The sequence below is a fragment of the Sessilibacter sp. MAH1 genome (genome assembly GCF_054658315.1).
In genome coordinates, this window is the sequence record NZ_BAAGIC010000011.1 from 130331 (window position 1) to 148025 (window position 17695).

11 protein-coding genes are annotated in these 17695 nt (G+C 40.9%); 6 read left to right on the forward strand and 5 right to left on the reverse strand.

Going from position 1 to position 17695, the window contains the following annotated elements:
- Positions 1-70: 70 nt before the first annotated feature.
- The 4 genes from ACYQ28_RS12315 to ACYQ28_RS12330 all read right to left on the reverse strand — a co-directional run bounded on the left by ACYQ28_RS12315 (position 71) and on the right by ACYQ28_RS12330 (position 3872).
- Entirely contained in the window at positions 71-1162 is a 1092-nt protein-coding gene (locus ACYQ28_RS12315; protein ID WP_460050646.1) for a vWA domain-containing protein, read from the reverse strand.
- Entirely contained in the window at positions 1155-1748 is a 594-nt protein-coding gene (locus ACYQ28_RS12320) for a DUF4381 domain-containing protein (protein ID WP_460050650.1), read from the reverse strand. Before ACYQ28_RS12320 ends, ACYQ28_RS12315 begins: the two co-directional genes overlap by 8 nt.
- Before the next feature lie 185 nt (positions 1749-1933).
- Complete coding sequence (locus tag ACYQ28_RS12325; protein ID WP_460050652.1) at positions 1934-2866, reverse strand: DUF58 domain-containing protein; 933 nt, start codon at positions 2864-2866, stop codon at positions 1934-1936.
- Between the two features lie 46 nt (positions 2867-2912).
- Complete coding sequence (locus ACYQ28_RS12330; protein ID WP_460050654.1) at positions 2913-3872, reverse strand: AAA family ATPase; 960 nt, start codon at positions 3870-3872, stop codon at positions 2913-2915.
- 341 nt (positions 3873-4213) lie between these two features.
- On the opposite strand from ACYQ28_RS12330, the gene ACYQ28_RS12335 reads away from it, so the two are divergent.
- From ACYQ28_RS12335 to ACYQ28_RS12345, 3 genes are all read left to right on the forward strand, one after another.
- Positions 4214-9181, forward strand: a complete 4968-nt coding sequence (locus ACYQ28_RS12335; protein ID WP_460050656.1) for an NAD-glutamate dehydrogenase — start codon at positions 4214-4216, stop codon at positions 9179-9181.
- 247 nt (positions 9182-9428) lie between these two features.
- The gene (locus ACYQ28_RS12340) at positions 9429-9659 is read left to right on the forward strand and encodes a DUF2835 family protein (protein WP_460050658.1); all 231 of its coding nucleotides are present in this window, start codon (positions 9429-9431) and stop codon (positions 9657-9659) included.
- Between the two features lie 154 nt (positions 9660-9813).
- Positions 9814-10836, forward strand: a complete 1023-nt coding sequence (locus tag ACYQ28_RS12345; protein WP_460050660.1) for a quinone-dependent dihydroorotate dehydrogenase — start codon at positions 9814-9816, stop codon at positions 10834-10836.
- Between the two features lie 512 nt (positions 10837-11348).
- Here ACYQ28_RS12345 and rmf read toward each other — a convergent pair.
- Positions 11349-11552, reverse strand: coding sequence for a ribosome modulation factor (gene rmf / locus ACYQ28_RS12350; RefSeq protein WP_460050662.1), 204 nt, complete (start codon positions 11550-11552; stop codon positions 11349-11351).
- Positions 11553-12698: 1146 nt separating this feature from the next.
- On the opposite strand from rmf, the gene ACYQ28_RS12355 reads away from it, so the two are divergent.
- The 3 genes from ACYQ28_RS12355 (at position 12699) to ACYQ28_RS12365 (ending at position 17691) form a co-directional block, all read left to right on the forward strand.
- Complete coding sequence (locus ACYQ28_RS12355) at positions 12699-13037, forward strand: lipocalin-like domain-containing protein (RefSeq protein ID WP_460050664.1); 339 nt, start codon at positions 12699-12701, stop codon at positions 13035-13037.
- Between the two features lie 503 nt (positions 13038-13540).
- A complete protein-coding gene (rlmKL, locus tag ACYQ28_RS12360) occupies positions 13541-15688 on the forward strand; it encodes a bifunctional 23S rRNA (guanine(2069)-N(7))-methyltransferase RlmK/23S rRNA (guanine(2445)-N(2))-methyltransferase RlmL (RefSeq protein WP_460050666.1) in 2148 nt (715 codons plus the stop codon).
- Between the two features lie 656 nt (positions 15689-16344).
- Complete coding sequence (locus tag ACYQ28_RS12365; protein WP_460050668.1) at positions 16345-17691, forward strand: V-type ATP synthase subunit B; 1347 nt, start codon at positions 16345-16347, stop codon at positions 17689-17691.
- Positions 17692-17695: the final 4 nt, after the last annotated feature.

Sequence of the window (17695 nt, forward strand, 5' to 3'; positions counted from 1 at the left end):
CGTTTTTGTTCAAGTTTGAGTATTGATTTACCATAAATTATCAATGCATATTTGGGCGTAATAGGTTGGGTTAAACCGCGTTTTGCGATTTAACACGACTTTTTTGTTGGGCATTTATTGGTGAAGCATTGTTATGGGCGTGGTTGCTGGGTGACCGAAAACTTAAGTTCTGGCGATTCATTACCAAAAATACCAACGACCAAATGACACTGATGATAAGAGCGCAGAGCAAAGGCCAGTAAAATAATGTTTGCACAGGGCGGTAGGTTTCTGGGTCTTGCTCAATAGGCTCTAGCTCGTCGAGCGTTTCGTAAATTTGAATTAATTCCTGAGGGTTCTTCGCTCGGAAATACTTGCCACCGGTCATCTCGGCAATTTGAGTTAAGGTTTCTTCGTCGAGATCTCTCGATGGATTAAAAGAGCGGCCGCGCGGATCAAATAAGCTACGCATAGTAACTTCTTCGGCGCCCACACCGATGGTGTAGACCTTAACTTTGGCTTGTTGAGCAAGCTCGGCGGCTTGCAACGGCGTTACCGCACCGGCGGTGTTGGCGCCGTCGGTCAATAAAATAACAACGCGAGAGGACTCTGGACGATCTTGTAGTCGTTTAATAGCAAGACCAATTGCCTCGCCGATGGCGGTTTTTTCTCCAGCGAAACCTAACTGGGCTTCTTGCAGCAGTGTGTTTACCGTATTGCGATCAAAGGTTAGCGGTGCTTGGAGGTAGGCGTTGGTACCAAATAGGATTAGGCCCAAACGATCTTGACTGCGTCTTTCCACGAAGTCGCCAACGACGTATTTCACCACAGTTAAACGGTCTAAGGTTTGCCCGCTCACTTGCATGTCTCGGGTATCCATACTGCCAGAAATATCCACCGCCAGTAGTAGGTCACGTCCAGATATTGGCAGGGTAATGGGTTGGCCCAACCATTGTGGTTTGGCGGCTGAGCATACCATTGCAAGCCAAATAAGGGTTAAACACGCAATTTTTGCGTATTTTGTTTGAGTGAGAGCGGTTTGGGTTTCTGCCATAGGCGCTAGGTTCGCAAAGAATGGTACTAGCAAAGCAGATTGTTGCTGCCGTGCCTTGGGCAATAAAAAGCGCACAACAATCGGTAGCGGTAATAAAACAAACACCCAAGGCCAAGAAAATTCAAGCATGGCTGACCTCGGCGGATTCGGACTGCACAGTTTTAGATGACGCCAGCTCTTTTGGTGGTCGATAATTTTTAATCCATTTTTCGACGCTCACACAAAGTTCGTTGAGTTTGTGTTCTGAATGGTTATTTTGGTATTGGTTTTCGCTTAGAACTACGGCAATAGGTTCTGGTAGATTACCGGTGCTAGTCAAATAATCCTGCCATTTAGCGCCGTATAAAGATGCTACTTTTCGGCGACCCTCTTGAGACATTGCTACTCGTTTTAGCAATCCGTTCAGATAACTCAATTGTGAACTGTTAATGGTAGCGTCGGGCGATTGTTCGCTCATCCATTGGCGCAGTTCGACAATAGCAATACTTTTATAGGCATTAGACTTTTTATGTTTTCGGTAAAACAAATACGCAGCCATTACCATAATGGCTATGGCAACCGCGCAAATCACCAAACCTGGAGTAATGACATAGGTCGTGACTGTCTGTGGGACTAAAATGTCGTTTAATTGTTCTAGACCTGTTTGAGGCGCAGCCACAGGCGCATTTTGCGTTAGATTGTCTAGAGTCGGTGCGATTGGTTTTTGTGTATCCATGATAAGAGTGGGTACTCAGTATTTCCTTTTATTGCTCTATGCTTTTGTGGCGATATCTTCAATGAGCGCTTGAAAAATATAAAAATTACCGTTGTTTTTGTTAAGTTCACGTTGCAATGTAAGCATTTGCCGCAAACCCAGGTTTAAACACAATTTAAGATCTAGGTGTTTGAATTTTGTTCAGACTATTTTCTTCCCGAATAAATACTTCGCAGCACTGATGCAGGATCTGTGGTGATATCCATAGAAACCAAGGGAATAGCATGCTTATTTGCAAAGTGGGTTAACTTAGATTTGTTATTTCTAAATTGAGCTTCGTATTGCTTTTGGAATGCGTTGTCTCGACCGCTAACACGCATTTTCTGTTTGCCATCGCTGACTACTAATTCCGACTCTGGCCAGTGAGTTTCGATAGGATCGAAGGTATGAAACAGTGTAATGTCGCTGTGACGAGAAATACTGCCTAGCTGTTGCTCACATTCCGCAGAAAAGTCGTGGAAGTCGCTGATAATCAACACTAACGAACCAGGTCGTGCAATTCTTAGCGTTTCTTTGAACATGTTTGAGAGTGAAAGACTGCCTGAAGGCGCAATTGGCGACGTCAGTTTGTGATTAAACTCGTTGAGTCTGTGCACTAATTCTAGTTGAGCGTGTTTGCCGCGCTTTGGCCTAACGTCACACTGCTCATTATCGTTAAAGACGAGCGCACCGATGCGATCATTTTGTGAAAGTCCAATCCAGCCCAGCATGGCGCCCAATGTAGAAGCGTATACCGACTTAAAACACACCTGGCTACCAAAGAACATATTCGAACGCTGATCAACCAGAATAACAACAGGACGTTCTCGTTCTTCCGTAAAAAGTTTGGTGTGGGGAACCCGGGTACGCGCAGTCACTCGCCAATCGATGGTACGAATATCGTCACCGGGTTGGTAGATTCGAACTTCTTCGAATTCCATGCCTCGACCACGAAAACGCGTGCGAATAGGGCCGTTGACAATACCTTTGCTCGGGCCGACGAGTTTCAATTTCAAACCAGAAACTAAAAAACGAGTATTCAATAGCGCTTGTAAATCAGAATAGGCGCCGGTAGGTATAAAATCTTGTCTCGCGCTCAAAATAACTTCGCTATTACGTTTGTTGTTAGAAAATTGTCGTAGGCGATTACGCGATGGCAATCAGCTCTAATAGATGATCAATAACCTCATCGGTATTAATACCGCTGGCTTCTGATTCAAAACTTAAAATTAGGCGATGGCGAAATACATCGTGAATAACGGCATGTACGTCTTCAGGGCTAACATAGTCTCGACTGTTCAACCATGCATTGGCTCTGGCACAGCGATCTAGGGCAATAGTGCCGCGTGGGCTAACACCAAATTCCACCCAGTTGGCGAGATCAATATCAACCGCGGCGGGGCGTCGTGTCGCACAGGTGAGATTAACAATATAGTCTTCAATACTGTCGGCCATGTGCACAGATAACACCTCTTTGCGAGCAGCGAATAATTCTTCTTGGCTAATAGGCGTTGGTTTTTCAAGATTTTCGTGTTTGGCTTCGCTTCTGGCGAGTTGCAGAATTTTTTTCTCAGAAGCGGCGTTCGGATAGTCGACATTGACGTGCAGAAGAAATCGATCAAGTTGCGCTTCTGGAAGAGGATAAGTACCCTCTTGTTCAACCGGGTTTTGGGTTGCCATTACCAAAAATAACTCTGGCAGAGGATAGGTCGTTTTACCCACGCTCACTTGGCGTTCAGCCATTGCCTCTAACAGTGATGACTGCACTTTGGCCGGTGCACGGTTAATTTCATCAGCCAACACTAGGTTGTGAAAAATAGGACCGCTTTGAAATTCAAAGGTACCGTTTTCAGGACGGTATATGTCAGTGCCGGTAACGTCGGAGGGTAATAAATCGGGAGTGAATTGAATTCGATGAAAACTCGCTTCTAATCCTTCAGATAAGGTTTTGATTGCCTTGGTCTTAGCAAGTCCCGGAGCTCCTTCTACTAATAAATGACCGTCAGCCAATAACGCAATTAATAAACGGTCGATTAAATGAGGTTGACCAATAATACTTTTATTCAGCCAATCTTTAAGAGCAAATAATGAATTCTGATTTAACATAAAAACTAAAGTACCACATTGAACGCTGGCTGGTGTTTTACTGTCCTCATAAGCATGTTGACGCTTTTAAGGTATTTCAGTATTTGACGGACAAAGTCGCCATTATATCAACACTCGTAGTGCCAGAGGGACTGATTGATTGTGCGAAAGTTCCAGTTTTGAGCGTCACCTGCTAAAGAGAACAGTGTAAAACAGGGATAAATCTTTTTTATTGAGTCTACAAAATACGAAAAATTACACCTGTACTATCATTGTTCTATAAAAACATAAGTTCTTTATAAACGGTCAGACAATATTAAACCCCATTTGACCCATCAAAAAAGTTTTCCGGAGAGAAAATTGTGGAAATTAATACCGTTATGACAACTTCCGTGGAGCAGTTTTTACAACGTTTGGAAGAAGTCATCAATGAAAAATCCCCTGCCACCAACAATGTGGCACTTATCAATTTTTCTAAGCGTTATTTTAATCGGTTCCCTCTTAATGAATTTCAAGGCCGACCCTACACCGATATTTACGGTTTTTTAATGGGATGGTGGAAAATTATTCAAGAGTATAAACAAAGCAAAAAAGAAGTCTTTGTGTATAACCCAAATCTTGAAGAATACAGCTGGTTGTGTGGGCATACGGTCATTCAAGTTTGTATTAAGGATATGCCATTTTTAACCGAATCAATTCGATTAGAGCTAAATAGACGTAATATACAAGTTCATTTTCTTAAGAGCCACGTATTACAAACTGTAAGAAATTCGAATGGCGAATTACTGGAAGTTCTCGATCGTAATGAAAAAATCGATACGAGTACAAAAAATAATGTCGTCGATAAAATTGCTTTAGTGTATTTCGAAATAAATTTACATACCGATCAAAGTCAGTTAATTGCCTTAAAAGAGTCAATTGTAAACACCATTCGTGATTTGACGGCGGTTGTAAATGATTATCATCCGATGTGTGATGAAGTTGAAATTGCCCGTAAAAATTTAGATTTTGCGCTAAAAAATAGTGCCGCCGATAAGAATTTGGTGGAAGAATCCCAAGCATTCTTATCTTGGATGGCCGACGGACACTTCACCTTTTTAGGCTACAGTGAATTCGATATCGTCAATACTTCAAAAAACGATGACTCTTCCAGTTCTCTTCGTTTGCAAGAAGTTACTAAAAGTCGCAAAGGGATATTTGTAACATCTAATACTAAAGTTGATCCTTTGCCGCTGGATCAATTTAATCAAGGGATGGATGCGTTCTATAAATCTTCTGAATGTATTGCTTTTACAAAATCCAGTTCTCGTTCAAAAGTACATCGTGGCGTGTATTCAGATTACGTCGTTGTAAAAAAATACGATGCTACGGGAATGGTGTGTGGCGAACGCCGGTTTATTGGTTTATATACCAGTACTGTTTATGACGATAAGGTTGCAGCCATTCCGTTAATTCGCACCAAATTTAACGATGTTTTAGTAAAGACCGAAACAGACCCGGTTTCATACGAAGGCAAATCACTCATCAGAATTTTAGAAACCTTTCCCCGCGATGAAATGTTTCAAATTTCTAGCGAAGATTTGTTAAAGGTCAGTACCGGCGTGGCACAAATTAATGAACGTGCTCAGGTGCGTTTGTTTATGCGTACCGATCCTTATGGAAAATTCGTTAACTGTTTAGTTTATGTACCGCGCGATATTTTTAGTACGCAAGTTCGATTAAAAATTCAAGAATTAATTGCCTCTGAAATTGAAGCAGAAGAATGCGAATTCAATACCTATTTTTCTGAGTCGATACTCGCCCGTGCTCATTTAGTTTTCCGAATTAAACCCAACACAAAAGTTGAATACGATGCTCGTCAACTTGAACTCAAAATTATCGATATTACCCGCGGTTGGGACGAAAATTTATTCAACGCTTTATTAGAATCCTTGGGTGAAGAGCGTGGCACACGAGAGTATCGTGTCTACGAAAATGCATTTTCGGATGCTTATCGCGAATCCTATGATGCACGTTCTGCCGTTGCCGATATTGAAACCATTGCTTTATTGAACGAGCAAACTCCAGTTGCGATGAGTTTTTATCAATCCATCAACGCTAAACCTAACGAAATTCGTTTTAAAGTGTTTCACGCCGGTAAAGCACTAGAGCTTTCAACTGTTGTTCCGGTTTTAGAAAATCTTGGCCTTCGTGTTTTAGGGGAGTTTCCCTATGATATTGAGCCTGATGGTTCGAAAATGATTTGGTTGCACGATTTTCAGCTGGTTTTTGACGGCAAAAATAATATCGACGTAAGCGCTACCAAGCGAATTTTCCAGGAAGCTTTTGAAGCCATTTGGTTGGGTAAGGTAGAAAGTGACGCCTTTAATCGACTCGTTTTAGGGGCTCGCCTTAATTGGCGTGAAGTTGCGATTCTGCGTGCGTACTCACGTTACATGAAACAAACAGTAGCCAACAATTTTGGTCACAGTTACATCGCGAATATATTGGCTACCCACGTTGATATTACTCGTAATTTAATTGCTTTATTCAAGAGTAAGTTTGATCCGCGAATGAATCAATCGAATAAACACGATGGTTCGCGTACAGAGCGGTTAAAAAGCAAAATTATTGATGCGTTAGAATGTGTTGATAATCTCAATGACGATCGAATCATTCGCCGTTACTTAGAGCTAATGAGCGGTACCTTGCGCACCAATTATTATCAAAAAGATAAAAACGGTAATTTTAAAGATTATATTTCTTTCAAACTTGCGCCTCGCCAAATTGCAGAAATTCCTGAACCTCGCCCCATGTACGAGATTTTTGTGTATTCGCCGCAAATTGAAGGTGTGCATCTTCGCGGCGGCCCAGTTGCCCGTGGTGGCTTGCGCTGGTCAGACCGATTGCAAGATTATCGAACCGAAGTATTAGGCTTAGTAAAAGCCCAGCAAGTAAAAAATGCGGTGATTGTTCCAAATGGTGCGAAGGGTGGTTTTGTGGTTAAACAACCGCCCAAAGAAGCAACTCGCCAGGCAATGCAAGCCGAAGCCGTACGCTGCTATAAAACCTTTATCAAAGGGTTGTTAGATATTACCGATAATCTTGTTGGTGGTGAGACAATTGCGCCCGAGCAAGTCGTTCGTCACGATGGCGATGATCCTTATTTGGTGGTTGCCGCCGATAAAGGAACGGCGACATTTTCCGACATCGCCAATGAAATTTCTCTGGAATACAACCATTGGTTGGGTGATGCATTCGCTTCTGGCGGCAGTCAAGGTTACGACCACAAAGGCATGGGTATCACCGCCAAAGGTGCCTGGGTTTCGGTGCGACGTCATTTCAAAGAAAAAGGCATTAATATTCAAGAGGAAGACTTTACCGTTGTTGGCATTGGCGATATGAGTGGTGATGTGTTTGGCAACGGTATGTTGCTGTCAAAACACATTCGTTTGGTCGCGGCCTTTAATCATTTAGCAATTTTTATTGATCCAAATCCAGATGCAGCAACCAGTTTTGATGAACGACAACGTTTATTTGAAAATCCACAGTTGGGTTGGTCGGATTACAACGTTAAATTAATTTCCCAAGGTGGTGGCATTTTCTCGCGTTCGGCAAAAAGCATTACCATTACGCCACAAATGAAAGAGCGCTTTAGTATTGTCGAAGATAAATTATCGCCCAATGATTTAATTAACCGGCTTTTAAAATCGCCCGTTGATTTGGTGTGGAATGGCGGTATAGGAACCTACATTAAATCCTCTGAAGAAAATAATGCAGACGTTGGTGACAAAGCCAATGACACCTTACGCATTGACGGTCGAGATCTTCGTTGTAAGGTATTTGGTGAAGGTGGCAATCTCGGTATGACACAGTTGGGCCGAGTTGAATTTTGTTTAAACGGCGGTGCTTGTAATACCGATTTTATCGATAACGCAGCTGGTGTTGATTGCTCGGATCACGAAGTTAATATCAAAATTTTAATTGATAAACTGGTTGCTCAGGGTGATATGACCGCAAAGCAGCGCAACAAGCTTCTGGTTGATATGACCGATTCGGTCGCGCAATTAGTTTTGGAGAATAATTACCAACAGACGCAGGCCATTAGTTTGGCTCATTTTACCGCAGAGGAGCGATTTGCCGAATATCGACGTTTGATCAGTCAACTCGAAGTGGAAGGGCGTTTAAATCGTAAACTCGAATTCCTTCCCGATGAAGAAGCCCTTTTAGAGCGACATACACACAATAAAAGCTTAACCCGTCCCGAACTTTCAGTGCTGATTTCGTACGTTAAAGTCATTCTGAAAGAGTTATTCGCCAACGATGAAATTGCTAACGACCCGTACATCGTAAAAATTATTGAAACCGCTTTCCCGGTGCAGTTAAGAGAGAAATTTGCTAACGAAATTTACGCTCATGTTTTACGTAAAGAAATTGTTGCAACTCAGTTGGCAAATGATCTGGTGAATAATGGTGGTATTACCTTTTTCCATCGATTATTAGAATCAACCGGAGCTCCAGCGACGACCATCGCGCGCGCGTATATCACCGCTCGTGATGCTTTCAGTATGCCGAAGCTACGCAAAGAAATAGAAAACCTAGACTTCAAACAAAATGCCGCTGTTCAATTGGGTGAGTTAGATAATCTTGTGCGCCGAGTAAGACGCGGTACACGTTGGTTCTTGCGTAATCGTCGGTCACGTTTAAATCCAAGCGAGGAGATCGAACACTTTTCTGGGTCTTTGGTAAAACTTGGCGATATTATGCCGAATGTTTTAGAGGGCGATGAATTAGACCGATGGAAAGAAGTTTACGATCGTTTAACAAGCTTGGGGCTGTCTGATCAGTATGCGAAAGCATCGGCGTTGCCTGCAAATCTTTATTCTGGGTTAGGTGTCGTTGAAGCGGCAAAACACTGCAACGCTGATTTACAACAGGTCGCACATGTCTTCTTTTATTTGAGCGATCGACTCGGTTTGAACTGGTTCTCTAAGCAAATTTCCGATGTATCCGTTGAAAACTATTGGCAAGCAATGGCGAGAGAGTCCTTCTTGGATGATATGGAAGTACAAGTTCGTTCACTAACAGAATCGTTTGTACGTCTCAGACCGGATGACATGTCTCTCGAAGAAACATACAACCTTTGGGCAAAACAACACAAAGAAATGCACGATCGCTGGGTTTCTATGATGTTAGAGTTACAAAGCAGCAATATTTCAGACTTTGCTATGTTCTCTGTGGCTATGCGCGAGTTGTATGACTTGGCTCAGGCTTCAAGTTTTTGCCAAAGTTTGGGCGACGACGCGCCAATGTGTACCGGCTCTTTGGCTTTGGTTGCTAATAACCAGTAATAATCAACAAGAGGAAACTCTGATTAACCTAGAGTTTCTTGCGACACAAGGATGTATCGCCAATTTCCAAGAGCCGTAAGTCATTGAAATTGTCAAGAAATTTGAAATCGCATGTTCAATTTCTGCCCTCTGATTGAGCCGCGGATGAGTTAATCAGAGGTTCCTAGATATTGTTTAAGCTCTTTAGGCCTCGGTATCTAGGGATTGACTCCTAGACAACTGAGGTTTGGAGGGCTTAACTCTAACTATGATGGATGCGTATCTCGATCTTAATCTCAATATCTCACCCGTAGAGTTGCAAAAGCTGTACACCTCCGGTGGGCAGGCGCCTGTTATCGCGACGGCTACTGATGGTCGCAAAGTACAATTTCCCGCTGCTTTTCTAAAACCCTGGTTAACTCATTCCGGCATTCATGGTCAATTTAGACTTTATTTTGATCAAAATAATCGTATGAAACACGTTCAAAAACTATCTTAATTGATATCTTAGTCAATATTTTTCGTCGCTAATCTGTACGTGCGCATTTCACGTACTGTCAAAAACACAGGAAATTACCCAAATTAGTTTATACTGGCGGCTGTATTAGGCTTTTAGATGTTTACTTAAAACCCCCAAAAATTTGGCTAAACCAATGTACTCACTTGTAAGAAAACTGTTGTTTAAACTTGATGCAGAAAACGCTCACGAATTATCACTGGATTTTTTAGGCGCAGCAGAGCGTTTAAGGCTTACCGGGCTTCTTTCAAAACCTGAAAATACTCAACCGGTAGAGGTGTTCGGAATTGAGTTCCCCAATGCCGTTGGCTTGGCCGCCGGTCTTGATAAGAACGCAGATTATTACAATGCATTAGGTGATTTAGGATTTGGTTTTATTGAAGTTGGAACCGTTACACCAAAACCTCAAGCAGGTAATGATAAGCCTCGGTTATTTCGTCTACCTACCCACGAAGCCATTATCAATCGAATGGGTTTTAATAATAAGGGTGTTGATTATCTAGTTGAACGCATTAAAAACCGCCGTTATAGCGGAGTTTTGGGGGTCAATATTGGCAAAAATAAAATTACCCCTGAAGAAAACGCCTTGGATGATTACATTTATTGTTTGGAGCGCGTTTATCCCTATGCCGATTACATTACGGTAAATATTTCGTCACCAAATACTCCGGGGCTGCGTAATCTGCAATTTGGTGAAGCATTAAAAACCTTATTGTCAGGTATTAAACTCAAGCAAAAAGAGCTTGCCGAAATTCACAATATTTATAAACCAATATTGGTGAAAATTGCACCCGATATGACGCCGGAAGAAATTCAAGACATTGCTGAAACTTTTAATGAACAAGCTATTGATGGTGTTATTGCTACGAATACTACGATCGATAAATCTACGGTTGATGATGATGCCCACGGCCAAGAAGCGGGCGGTCTATCGGGTATTCCGGTTTTTGATAAATCTACCGATACCTTAAAAATACTAAAATTCTACCTTGATGACAGCATACCGGTCATTGGTGTTGGCGGCATTCACGATATAGACAGTGCCGAAGAAAAATTCGAAGTTGGTGCGAGTCTAATACAAATTTATTCTGCGTTTATTTATCAAGGGCCAAAACTTATAAAAGAGTTAGTGGAGTTTACAAATCGACTGCCTAGATAAACACAGCCAAATTCTGTAACAAAAACTCTAATTAACCTAGGGTTTTAGTCAATAACAACTACTTACTAGACATTTAGAAATTGTAAAAGATTTTTTTTGCCAAGAGCTTACAGCTATAGAGCCAACAGCAATAAGTGTGAGAGGGATTTATCAATTTCCAATCTGAGTATCAATTTTTGGGACTTTTCAGATGTTCAGATGTGTTGAACGGTAGATGTATTGATTGATCGATAGATGTTTTGAATGTGTTGAACAGCAGGTAGGTTGAACGCCAAACTTCTTGTAAGTACATTTGGCTAGAATTGGAGCAGGGAATACCTGCTCCATGGGTCTCTATCGAGACCTGCTGGGTTTAAATATGTATCACCATTGAATAACAAGAACCTCCTTAAAATGTGAGAGTGTTCATTTAAATCCAAGGTTTATAATAAATCGGTAAGCTCTAAAACCTCAGATCGGCCAAATTTAAAGGCTGTATGCGATGAGTAATAGATAAATTGGTTGTATTTAATTTAGAGGTTGTTAATTTTTTCCATTGACGCCTGACGATTAAAACCATCCCATTGATCGTTTCGTCCTTCACGCCAACCATTTAACCAGTCGTGCCGCGTTTTTTGAGTTTCATGCGGACACAAGCTTCTGGATTTTCCTTCAAAGCCTGCCATGTAGCCTTTTATGAATGCTCGTTCAGATGGGTTGCGCTTCTGACGTTTCATATATTGGTATACCTCATGGTTGGTTATGGTAACTACCGACGCGTTTATTTTATTACGCTTAATAAAATACAACCGAATGAGAGAATAGTTTCGAATCAGCTATGTTTTATTTTGGTACTTTAACCTAGGGTAATAAATAAACTTTTCGAAAGCCGGATTGCCAGTACAACAAATATTTGACCAATTGGGAATGAATTTATGTTTCTAAAGGATTGCAGTTATATGACTATAGGCCATAAAAATTTAAATCACTTGTTTAACGTAGGTGTATTATTTTCGCAAAATAAACGCGTTTAATACATGGGTGATTAATTTAGAAACAAGTTGTTCAAATAACCTTATTGTTTTTAATATTTTAAAATAAATGCATCAATAACTATTGCAACCGCTCAATTAACTCGATCGCGATTGAATCAGTGAGAAAATATGACACTGTGATTACCGATTTCTATTCAATTTCAATCACTTACTGTTCTTGAAATTAACAACTACTTCCTGAGTTGTTGCAAACTCTTGTTAACTGGAGTTTTCTATTAGTATTTGTAATAAAACCAGCTCACCACCGACGATTTGATTCTCTTGCTTATTTAGTAATCGTGACTATATTGATAGTGATTTTGGTGGTGAGAATACTGTTTAACCTAAAGTTTCTTCTTTATAAAGAGCTCTCTATAAAAGGTCGTTTATAAAGAGCCTGCTCTAAAGAACTTTACGAAATTGCCACCTAGCTTTATCGCCAAAATTACCAAATTCCAGATGTTTGTTTTCTTCATCAAAAAATATAACTTCGTAAAACGAGCGTTCTTTAAATTTGTATTCATAAATACAAATTTATAAACAGAGATAAAATCTGTTTTAAATCAATTTTTGAATCTTCCACAGGGGTATAGTACATCCATAGCAAGACGGAAGTGCTTTTAGGTAAATGCCAAAACTTATTCTACGTAAAATGCTTAATACTAGTAATTAATTTAGGTGTTGAAGTTTGAGTTTCGGAATTTTTGTCTGATGATATTTAGCTTATTTTTCTTGTAATACTATAACAAATTATTTTGGTATTACCTTAAAGCAAGGCTTGAGTACAACCCTACAACTTCCAAAGAATTCTACCAGTTTAAAATTTATAGTATTTAAGGAGAACGCCTCATGAAAAATGTAACTAAACTTGCTTTGGCCGGATTATTAGCATGTGGTTCTATGGCTGCATCTGCTTTTGAGTCAGACGAATTAGTAGGAACTTGGTGCTTATACGAAAAAGAAAGCGCCGGTAAACTAGAGTCTCAGCAGGTGAACCTAACTTTTAACGAAGACGGTACCTACGATTGGATGGATACCCTTACCAAAAAATCTGGTACATGGTCTGTTGATGAGCACAACCTAATTCTTTCTGATATTGGCGTGCAAAAAGTAATTTCAGTATCTGATCATCGCGCAGTATTTATGAATGATAGTACACTTAAATTACGCAAAGAAAGTTGCTTCTAATTAATAGTTAAAAGCTTATAAAAAAGCCCAGCATAATGCTGGGCTTTTTTTGTTTTTCAGGTCATTATTTGTCAGATGTTTATGGGCTTTTATCTTGTTATCGACGTTTATGTAAAAGAAGCTCTGATCAATCTAACGTTTTCAGCAATACAAGGATTGGTCGCCATTTTTAAGAACGGTAAGTGATTTATAGTCTGAAGAAATTAAAGTTCATATTTCTGATTTGTTTACCCTAATAAAAAATATGAAGGCGTTAATCGAAGATTCCTAAATGTATTCCAGTGAGAACATTTCTATTTAGCTGTAACCACTACAGCTAACTGGGGTTGCAGTTTTAACCGAGCGCCATGTCTTTACCTCATGTGTAAATCTCAATTCCGAACCTTTTATCGAATCCCAATGTGAGGTTTTATGAGTTGAGTGTTTAATGTGTTTCTTTCTGTTCGTAATTGGTACATGATTTAGGTAGAATCGCCCACTTTTTCTACGCTATAAGTAATCAGATGATCGAATATTACGCAACCTGTCCCAAAGGGCTTGAGCAGCTCCTAATCCAAGAAATCAAAGCTATTGGCGCCGAGTTTAAGCGCGAGACCGTGGGCGGAGTGTGGTTCGACGCTGACCTAAAAACCGCCTACAAGGTTTGCTTGTGGTCGAGAATTGCTAATAAGGTGTTGCAGCCGGTTGGCAATGGCAAAATCAAAGCCGATGACGACATCTACACCTTGGCTCGTGATGTGGCTTGGGAGCAGTATTTGTCTCCGACAGGTACCATTTGGGTTGATTTTCAAGGCACCAACGAGCTAATTCGCAACAGCCAATACGGTGCTTTAAAAGTTAAAGATGGTATTGTTGATCGCTTCAGAAACCTGTTTTCTGAGCGTCCATCTGTTGAAAAAAATAATCCAGATTTGCAAATTATTGCTCGCCTAAACAAGGGTGTGCTTACCTTGTATATGGATATGTGTGGTGAAAGCTTACACAAGCGAGGTTATCGTCAAAAACAAGGTGCCGCACCGCTCAAAGAAAACCTAGCAGCAGCGTTATTGTACCGAGCAAATTGGCCTGAGTTGGCACAACAAGGTGCTGCGTTACTTGATCCTATGTGTGGCTCGGGCACCATCTTAATTGAAGGTGCAATGATGGCGGCCAATATGGCGCCAGGCATTAGTCGCGCGGGATTTGCCTTTGAACGTTGGTTAAATTACGACAAAGCAGCATGGCTTGACCTGCGTGAAGAAGCTTGGGCGGCAATAGATCTGGAGAAAATTCCAGAAATTCGCGGGTATGACATCAATAAACACGTATTAGAATCGGCAGAACACAACATTCATAAAGCGGGGCTGGGTGACAAGGTTCGTGTAATAACAAAACCTGTGTCTGCTTTTAAAAAGCCTACGCACACACACATTGATCACGGCTTGATTTTAACCAACCCGCCATATGGCGAGCGATTGGGTGAAATTGCAGAGTTGGGCGGTTTATACCGCGAACTGGGTACAGCCATGCGTGCCGACTTTAAAGGTTGGCAGGCGGGTGTTTTTACCGGCAACCTAGAAGCGGCAAAAAACATGGGTTTAAAGGCCCATAAAAAATACAAACTCAATAACGGTAGTCTTGCTACCGAGCTATTGCTGTTTGATATTAAAGAAGAGTTTTTTGTTAATACCATTCGTGATCCGCACTTGGCCCGCCGCCGCCAATTGAGTGAGGGGGCGACCATGGTTCTTAATCGCCTGAATAAAAATAAAAAGCAATTAAGTAAATGGATCAAAAATTACGATATTAAATGTTATCGCCTTTATGATGCCGATATTCCAGAATATTCTGCGGCTATTGATGTATATGGTGACTATTACCATATTCAAGAATACCAAGCGCCAAAAAGTGTTGATGAGAAAAAAGCCCAAACACGCTTTGAAGAAATAGTTTCGGCCGTTGAATGTGATTTTCAGACCGACGAAGCAAAAATCAGCCTAAAACAGCGTCGCCGTAATAAAGGCACTCAGCAGTATCAAAAATTAACCGATCAAAAATCCCAGCATCCGCTTATTTTGGTTCAAGAAGGTGCAGCTACGTTTGAAGTAAACCTGTGGGATTATTTGGACACTGGGTTATTTTTAGATCACAGGCCTGTAAGACGAGAAATTTACAACATTGCGGAAGATAAAAAATTCTTAAATTTATTCTGCTACACCGGTACCGCAAGTGTGCAGGCTGCGTTGGGTGGCGCGCGCGAAACGGTAAGCGTTGATTTATCGAATACCTATATTAATTGGGCGAAAAGAAACTTCCAATTAAACAAATTAGTCAGCAATAAACATCGCTTTGAACAAGCCGACTGTTTTGAGTGGTTAAAAAATTGCCGTGAAGGTTTCGACTTAATCTTACTTGATCCGCCTTCTTTTTCTAACTCTAAGAAGACCGAATCGATATTGGATATTCAGCGAGATCACGTTGGACTGATTAAGCGTTGTATGGATTTATTGACTAAAGACGGTATTTTAATTTTCTCGAATAATTTGCGAAGCTTTAAGTTAAACCAAGAAGAGCTTGCACATTACAAGGTTACCGATTTTAAAGAAGAGAGTATCGATCCAGACTTTAAGCGCAATAGCAAAATTCATCATTGTTGGTTAATTGAGCACTAACTCAGTAAATAGATATCCGCAGAATTGCATATAAAAAGTGCTGAATCTAAAGTCTCAACCACACAAGGATGTGTGTTAGAATGGGCAATATTATATTGCAGTTATTATATTTAAAGCCTGAAAGAGTTAATAAACGCATCAAAAGACGATTTTCATCTTCATGTTTTAATCTGCCGGTTGTTCATATTTTGTTAAATATGTACAACGTTTTTCTGTACGTGTTTCTACAATTCAAATCCTTAGTAGTAATCCAGTCACCTGTCACAACACCCGTGAGTCTCTGGTTGGCTCATTGTTGAGTTGATTAGCGAATCGGAAATGCGATTTCCAATATCTTTACAATTTTAAGAATCTGCCCTTTAAGAACAGGTCTGTATCGAAGTTTGCATGTATTTGTCATTGAAACTCTAGGCGCACTCGTGGTTTCTTCGTATATGAGCATCTTTCCACCAAAAATTTGAGATACATTAAAACTCTGCGAAAGAGGCTTTTCTGTAAACTGAACAAATGTTATAAAAATCAAGTCTACTGGCTTGTCTAAAAGAGCACTCGCAGTAAGCATATCGCGAATGAAACGCTTGGTGTTAAGTAGATTGCAGATCTTTATTTAGACGAGCGATACAGTTTTTTTAATTTTCCTCAAAAGTGAGGCATGAATGTTGGGTTCTGGTAGTTCATTTAGTTCTATTGTCGAAATTGTTGGCGACATTGTTCGTGTCAGAATTCCAGTACCCGAAAAGGGTGAGAATCCCGTCGTTCGCTTGCACGATTTAGCGGTTTTAACTTCAGATAATGCAAGCTCACGTTTAGCACAGGTTTTAGACATTCGCGACGATATTGTTTCTCTACAGGTTTTCGAATCCACAAAAGGCCTAGCAACCAATGCGCGAGTGTCTTTTCTAAACCATCCCATGCAAGTAACCGCGTCTGACAACATTTTAGGTCGTATTTTTAATGGTAAAGGTCAGCCTATCGATAAAGGCCCATCGTTAGAGTTCGACAATAAAATCAACATCAACGGTCCTACCGTTAATCCCATGCGCCGTACCTTGGCTTCGAAAATTATTCGCACCAATGTGCCCATGATCGACGTGTTTAATTGTTTGGTAGAAAGCCAAAAAATTCCTATTTTTTCGGTATCTGGAGAGCCTTACAATCAATTTTTAGCGCGTATTGGTGTGCAGGCCGATGCCGATATGATTGTCTTTGGCGGAATGGGTTTGGTGTTTGACGATTTCCATTATTTTCGAACCGCCTTTGAAAACGCAGGCATGCTTGCCAAATCGGTTATGTTTGTAAATCAGGCGTCCGATCCTATTGTTGAGCGTTTATTGGTGCCAGACCTAGTGCTCGCGGTAGCAGAACATTTTGCGTTAGAAGAAAACAAACGAGTGTTGGTTTTACTCACTGATATGACCGCCTACGCAGACGGACTAAAAGAAATTGGCATCGCCAGCGAACGTGTTCCTTCTAACCGAGGCTACCTTGGCGATTTGTATTCGCAGCTTGCTAAACGTTACGAAAAAGCCTGCGATTACGCCAAAGGTGGTTCGGTTACTATTTTGTCGGTCACTACCATGCCCGGTGATGACGTAACCCATCCGGTGCCCGACAATACGGGTTACATAACGGAGGGTCAGTTTTATCTGCATAACGGTGTGTTAGATCCTTTCGGGTCATTATCACGACTGAAACAGTTAGTGATTGGCAAGCAAACCCGAGAAGATCACAGCCAAATCATGAATACCATGATTCGATTTTATTCAGGCAGTCTTGAAGCCGAACAAAAACAAGCCATGGCCTTCGAACTGAGCGATTTTGACTGGCAATTGCTTAAGTTTGGCAAACTCTTTAAAGATAACTTTATGTCGCTAGACATATCCATGAGCCTTGAATCTGCGCTCGATAAAAGTTGGAGCATCTTAGCGGAGTGTTTTGACGAGCACCAACTGCTTATGAAACAAGATTTGGTGAATAAGTATTTTTTACCTCTTAAACACTGACTTA